The sequence below is a fragment of the Sphingomonas sp. Leaf30 genome (assembly GCF_001422525.1).
In the GTDB taxonomy this organism is placed as follows: Bacteria; Pseudomonadota; Alphaproteobacteria; order Sphingomonadales; family Sphingomonadaceae; genus Sphingomonas; species Sphingomonas aerolata.
On record NZ_LMKZ01000002.1, the window covers coordinates 137,424 to 143,954 of the forward strand.

General features: G+C 63.8%; 7 protein-coding genes. 6 read left to right on the forward strand and 1 reads right to left on the reverse strand.

Annotated elements, in window-relative coordinates; translation table 11 throughout:
* The first annotated feature begins 9 nt into the window (after positions 1-9).
* The gene (locus ASE89_RS07450; RefSeq protein WP_056675652.1) at positions 10-1,053 is read left to right on the forward strand and encodes an arginine N-succinyltransferase; all 1,044 of its coding nucleotides are present in this window, start codon (positions 10-12) and stop codon (positions 1,051-1,053) included.
* On the forward strand, positions 1,053-2,315 hold the full coding sequence (locus ASE89_RS07455) for an N-succinylarginine dihydrolase (RefSeq protein WP_056675654.1): 1,263 nt from the start codon (positions 1,053-1,055) through the stop codon (positions 2,313-2,315). Before ASE89_RS07450 ends, ASE89_RS07455 begins: the two co-directional genes overlap by 1 nt.
* 55 nt (positions 2,316-2,370) lie before the next feature.
* On the opposite strand, the gene ASE89_RS20260 is transcribed toward ASE89_RS07455, so the two are convergent.
* Positions 2,371-2,520, reverse strand: a complete 150-nt coding sequence (locus tag ASE89_RS20260) for a hypothetical protein (RefSeq protein WP_156363349.1) — start codon at positions 2,518-2,520, stop codon at positions 2,371-2,373.
* A 74-nt stretch (positions 2,521-2,594) separates the two neighbouring features.
* On the opposite strand from ASE89_RS20260, the gene ASE89_RS07460 reads away from it, so the two are divergent.
* From ASE89_RS07460 to ASE89_RS07480, 4 genes are all read left to right on the forward strand, one after another.
* On the forward strand, positions 2,595-2,798 hold the full coding sequence (locus ASE89_RS07460; RefSeq protein WP_056675655.1) for a hypothetical protein: 204 nt from the start codon (positions 2,595-2,597) through the stop codon (positions 2,796-2,798).
* Complete coding sequence (locus ASE89_RS20265) at positions 2,761-5,286, forward strand: hypothetical protein (protein ID WP_156363350.1); 2,526 nt, start codon at positions 2,761-2,763, stop codon at positions 5,284-5,286. The genes ASE89_RS07460 and ASE89_RS20265 overlap by 38 nt, the downstream gene beginning before the upstream one ends.
* 195 nt (positions 5,287-5,481) lie before the next feature.
* Positions 5,482-5,712, forward strand: coding sequence for a hypothetical protein (locus tag ASE89_RS07475; protein WP_056675662.1), 231 nt, complete (start codon positions 5,482-5,484; stop codon positions 5,710-5,712).
* A gap of 194 nt (positions 5,713-5,906) precedes the next feature.
* Positions 5,907-6,531: cellulase family glycosylhydrolase (locus ASE89_RS07480; protein WP_156363351.1), on the forward strand; the 625-nt coding region annotated here is incomplete at its 3' end.

The following is a 6,531-nucleotide window of genomic DNA, read 5'->3' on the forward strand; positions in this document are numbered from 1 at the left end:
GACGCATCTGTGAGTTTCCGGATCCGCGCGGCGGTCGATAGCGACCTCCAGCCCTTGTACGAGATGGCCAAGCTGACCGGCGGGGGCTTTACCAACCTGCCCCCCGATCGCCGCGCGCTGCGCGCCAAGCTCGAACGCAGCCACGCCGCTTTCGCCCGGACCGCGCCCGCCGAAGACGGCGTGGTCAGCGACGAACTGTTCGTCCTTGTCCTCGAGAATTGCGAGACGGGTGAGGTCCGCGGTACGTGCCAGCTGTTCACGCATGTCGGTCAGAGCTGGCCCTTCTACAGCTACCGGATCGGCACGCTGACGCAGCACAGCCGCGAGCTTTCGCGAACCTTCCGCGCCGACATGCTGAGCCTTGCCACCGATCTCGAGGGGTCGAGCGAGGTCGGCGGCCTGTTCCTGCATCCCGGCGAGCGTGCAGGCGGGCTCGGCCTGTTGCTCGCGCGCAGCCGCTATCTCTTCATCAAGGCGCATCGCGCGCGGTTTGCCGACCGAATTCTCGCCGAGCTTCGCGGGATCATCGACGAGGCGGGTGGTTCGCCGTTCTGGGACGGTCTGGCGGGGCGGTTCTTCGGGATGAATTTCCAGGACGCCGATCAGTTCAATGCGATCAACGGGCATCAGTTCATCGCCGATCTGATGCCGAAGCACCCGATCTACACCGCGATGCTGTCCGAGACCGCGCGCGCCGCGATCGGCCTGCCGCACCCCTCCGGCCGGGCGGCGATGCGGATGCTCGAGAATGAGGGGTTCGCATTCGAGAATTATGTCGACATCTTCGACGGCGGGCCGACGATGACCGCGCGCACCGACAAGGTCCGGTCGATCGCGGATGCGCGCACGGCCCAGGTCGTGACGATTGCGGACACCCTGCCCGCAAGCGACGTCACGACCGAAGCGCTGGTCGCGACGGGAACGCTGGCGGACTTCCGATGCGCGTTCGGCGATATCCGCCCGGTGGCCGATGGGATCGCCCTCTCGCAGGGCTGCGCAGCGGCGCTGGACGTCAGCGAAGGCGCATCCGTCCTTCACGTGGCGCGCCTCTGATGCGCGGCGCCAACCTCGTCGAGATCAACTTCGACGGCCTGATCGGTCCCAGCCACAATTACGCAGGGCTGAGCCCCGGCAATCTGGCCGCGACCCGCAATGCAGGCGCTGTCGCACGGCCTCGTGCGGCCGCGCTGCAGGGGATCGCGAAGATGCGCGCGAACCTCGACCTCGGGCTGGTGCAAGGCATTCTCCTTCCTCACCCCCGCCCCGACCATCGCTGGCTCGATTCGCTCGCGACCCGGTATGCGGACGCACCGCGGCATCTGCAGGCCCAGGCAATGTCGGCCTCGGCGATGTGGGCGGCCAATGCCGCGACCGTATCGCCCGCCCCCGACACCGCGGACGGGCGCTGCCACCTGAGCGTCGCCAACCTCGGCACGATGCCGCACCGCAGCCACGAATGGCCAGCAACGCTCGCGCAGCTGCGTATCGCCTTCGCCGACCCGGCCTTCGCGGTGCACCCGCCCGTCCCGCTGCCGTTCGGCGACGAGGGCGCGGCAAACCACATGCGACTGTGCGAAGCCCACGGCGCACCGGGCGTCGAAATCTTCGTCTATGGCGAAGCCGGCGGCCCGTTCCCCGCGCGTCAGCACCGCGAGGCCAGTGAGGCGATCGCGCGCCGGCACGGGCTCGACCCCGCGCGGACCCTGTTCGTGCGCCAGTCAGATGCAGCGATCGCGGCAGGCGCGTTCCACAACGACGTGGTCGCGGTCGCCAACGAAACCGTGCTGTTCACGCACGAGCAGGCCTTTGCCGACGCGGACCGCTTCTATGACGACCTGCGACAGCTGATGCCCTCGGTCGAGATCGTCGAGGTGCCCAGCGCCCGCGTCAGCCTCGAAGATGCAGTCAGCTCCTATCTCTTCAATGCGCAGCTCGTCTCGCGCGAAGCGGGCATGACGCTGATCCTGCCCGAGGAAGCCCGCGGCAACAAACCCGTCTGGCGTTGGCTGGGCGAGCATATCGCGGGCAACGGACCGATCCGCGCGGTCGAGATTGTCGACGTCCGCGAATCGATGGCCAATGGCGGCGGCCCCGCCTGCCTGCGCCTGCGGGTCGTCGCCGACCCCCGGACGGTCGATCCAAGCTTCCTTGTCGATCACGCCAGCCTCGACCGTATCGCCGGCCTCGTCACCGAGCACTGGCCCGAGACGATCGACGCGAATGCGATCGGCGACGCGGCGCTCGTCGCCCGGATCGAGGCCGCGCATCGTGCCTTGCTCGAGGCCCTCGATCTTGTCGGGTTAATTGACAGATAACCCGAGTTGGCGGAATTGCGCGAGTCGCGAGCAGAGTTTTCCACTGTTTGTACGTTCACGGTTTGCTCTCCCACCGCGCAAGGGCGGCATCGGCGAGCGTCGATTGGTTGCGCTGTCGGGCGTAATGCTCGACCATCTGCAGCGATTGGCCGCTGACCGATGCGGTCTCGGCGGTTGAGCACCCGGCCTCGAGAAGCGCGATCACGGCGTTCTTGCGCAGACCGTGCGGTACTGGATGCTGCAGCCATCGCCGAACGCGGACGCGGGTTGGTGTTGCGGATGCTGGATGAGCTGGAGGCGACGACAACGCATGCCGGCGAACTCGAGGAGATGATCGAGGAGATCACCGCTGACGATCGCGATGGCCGTCGGCGCGATGGCATGCTCGGCGCGATCAGCCTTGGTGGCCGGGCGAAGACACTGAAGGAAGGGATGGCGCATTGCCGTGCTGACGAATATCCCAAACAACACGTCCGCGCGTGACTGGCGCGATACGGTGAACGCTCTGATCAAGCGGGTTGCCGCCCTTGAGGCGGCTGGCGTCCCGGTGGAAACCCCCGCGCCAGCCTTCACGACGCAGCCGAGCATCAGTCCAACCAGCGGCACCGCTGGATCGACGGTGTACGCCGCGACGCCTGGCACCGTCAGCAACGGCTCTGTCGTGTCCCGCGCATGGTTGCTGAATGGCACCGCCATTAGCACTGGCGTGACCGCTCTGCCCGCGTCGTCCGGTACGCTCGCCTATCAAGAAACGGCGTCAGGCCCAGGCGGCACGACGACGTCGACGGTTCAGGTAGCTGCGGTGACTGCGGCAACCGTCACTCCGGCACCTGCGCCTGCCTTCACTTCGCAACCCAGCATCAGCCCGAACACCGGCACCGCGGGACCGACGACATTCACCGCGACCGCGGGCAACGTCAGCGACGGATCGGTTACGTCGCGATCGTGGACGATCAACGGGACGGTGATCAGCACCGGGATCACCGGGTCTCCGGCATCATCCGGCACCCTGACCTACCAAGAGACAGGGACCGGGCCAGGCGGCACCGCGCAGTCGACGGTACAGCAGGTGACCGTCGCAACAGCAGCCGCGGCAGCCCCGGCCTTCACGGCACAGCCGACGATCAGCCCAACGGCTGGTACGGCTGGGACAACGACCTATACCGCGACGCCGGGCGCAGTGAGCAACGGTACGCTCACCTCGCGGGCCTGGGCGCTCAACGGGTCGGTGATCAGCACGGCGCTGACCGCCGCTACAGCATCCGCAGGCACGCTGACGTATCAGGAGTTCGCAACCGGGAATGGCGGTACCGCTCAGTCCACGGTCGAGCAAGCCACCGTTGCAGTTGCAGCTTCAGCAGGAACGACGCCGATCTACGTGTCGTTCGCCGGATCATCCACGCCCGCCAAAGCGGTCACCGAGGGAACTGGCTACACGAGCAATTCCCGCGCTAGCAAAACAACAAACGGGACGACGTTCACTGGACTCGGTGGCGTAGACGCGGGCGCCCATGGCTTCACTGAGGCGCTCATTGCCGGGCTAAATCGCGATGTACGCATCGTCGCTCGTGGTGGGAGTGGCACAACGCTCGCGGGGCTGGATGCGGATGGTAGCGCGCAAAGAGCGGGCACCGGCAACGCGCTTCTTGCATTGCTCGCCGCGGGGGTAAGCCCGGAAGATATATATCAGTATCTGCAAGCTGGCTGGAACGACGCAGAAAATGGCCCTCGACCTGCAAGTGTTGCATCGCATGTCGCATTGATCAGGTCGGTAATCAGCAAGCTTCGTGCCGAAACCGGTATGCCAAACCTCCACATCTTGTTGGGTCAATCCCAGCGCGGCTATCGCATCGAGCAGGTGATGGTTCGTCAGGCCGAACTCATCGTAGCAAATACGGACGTAAATGTTCGTCTGGGTACGTCATGTTACGACAACCCGGTCCAGTCCGACATGATCCATCAGACCAGCGAAAGCCAGTTTGCCATACACGGCCCCCGCCTCGCGCAGCAGCTTATTGCATGGGTACAAGGCACCTCGCAGAAGAGCGGGCCTTCCATCGTCAGCGCGGCTTATTTCAGCCCTACCGCTATCGACGTGACGATCCAGCATGGTTCGGGATCAGACTTTACGCCAACCAGCGGCATCACCGGGTTTGACGTCAGCTTCGACGGTGCCTCTACCTGGGCCACTGTCAGCGGCGCGCGCCAGTCCGCTAGGGTCGTCCGCCTGACGGTTGCCGACAGGGGTGGCGTTGCCGCCTTGATTCGGTACCTCGGAACAGGCTTAGCCGATGTATCGGGCGTCCTACGTGACAACACGACGCCGCAGCCATTGCCCCTGGATCAGGGTCTCGCGAACCTAACGATCGCGGCGCTGCAGGTGGTCGAAACGCCCCCGCCGTTTTCCGACACCTTTACCGCAGCAGACGACACGCTTTTGTCAGCGCACACTTCCGACACCGGGCATACTTATAGCGCTGAGGCCAATCGCTATCGCATCAACAGCGGAACCGTTAGTGTCCCGGACACAAGCGGCGTTGCCCGACTTACGTTGATTGACCGCACTTTCCTGAAGGCAAATCAGTACGTCGAAGCAGACATCTTTTTTTCAGCAGGGTCTCTCGACGCGTCTTCGCTTTTGCTTCGAGGTTCTGGAACCGAATATTTTATAGCCGGGTTCAGCGTTGGCAGCAATCGCTGGATTATCGGCAAAGTACAGAATGGCACCTTTGCTCAGTATCGTGAAGTCGCGTTCACCCCTGTCATCGATACGCCTTACCGCCTCCGGTTTGAGGCGATATTGAACGAGGATACCACCACAACTCTTAGCCTTCTGGTCAATCGCGCAGCAGTGCTGACCCCGTTCACAACTCCGGCAGGGCTTCTAACTGCACCCGGAAAGCCGGGTTTCCGAGGTTTTGGTACCGGAGGCCGTGTTCGCTGGAATATTGCCATAGCTGGCGAGATCTGATGCCGTTAAAGCAGTTCGCATTCTTGGCACATGCCTTACCCGTCGAAATAGGTGGATCCACCACAGCTAGCGCAGGTGTCCCGCTTGGTGCGCCGCCTTGAGAGCAGAGCAGCAATCAGACGCAAAATAATCATCGCTCAAAGTCGCAAATCCAGACTTCCGCCGAAAACCTCAAATCTCAGCAGGGAAATCGATATGATCCGGGTTAAGCTCGCTGCCGTCATCGCTGTGCTCGCCACTTCGGCGGCAGCTCAAACGGAAACTGCCGTCATCGGCGCAAACCGGCCCGTCGCTAGTACGACGACAAAACAGAAAAACCTCGTAGCGCTCAGAGCTGCGCTCGATGCAGCTCAGGCGAAGGCGCAGGAGTCGATCAATGCAGGTGTCGCCTCTATCAAAAATGTAGAGGCAGCGAAGAAGGCCTAGAAAAGCTGTTGCCGGCGGGAGTTCCGTCCGGGCTGGTCGTTACCGCGCCGGCGGCCGCCCCAGCCTCACCCCGGCCCGCCGTGATCAATCCTGCCCCAGTTCCCGCGCCGGCCCCCAGCGCTGATCAGGCCGTTACCCTCCCATCATTCGCCTATGGCAAGCCTGCCAACGGTGTGGCGTGGTTCGGAGCCACCTTGGGCGACGGCAAGCACAGCGGCAGTGGCTGGCCGAAGGTTTCGGACATGCGAAGCATGGTCGACCTTGGCGTGAAGACGGTACGGCTCCCGATCGATCCGAAATACTGCGTGAACGCTGACGGCACGATCAACCAGTGGGTCGTCAAAACCCTGGCAACGGCCATCAAGTTTAACATCTCGCACGGCGTTTCCACTGTCCTGGACGCGCACACCTACCTGCCCTTTAGCGACCCGGCTGTCGCCACCTTTTGGGTGTCGTTTGCGCCGGCAATGGAGAAGGCGCTCGACGGTCCGACGCCGCTATTCGGGATTGAGCTGGCGAACGAGCCAGGGAAGGGCAGCAAGGACCTGACCGTCTGGACGGAACCGCTGCGCAAGACGATCCGAGCTATTCGGGTTGCGGGCTATCAGGGCTACATCTTTGCGGGCGCTGGCGACTGGAACAACATGACGTTCCTGCCGCTCGCTCTGGTCGAGGTCGAGCGCACGGGCGGCGTCAAGGCGATGGATCCGTACAACCGCACGATTTACACGGGGCACGACTACTGGAACAAGGACAGCAACCCCGGCAAGACGCGCAACGACCAGGGCGCAACTGTCGACGGTACGATCGTCATAGCTA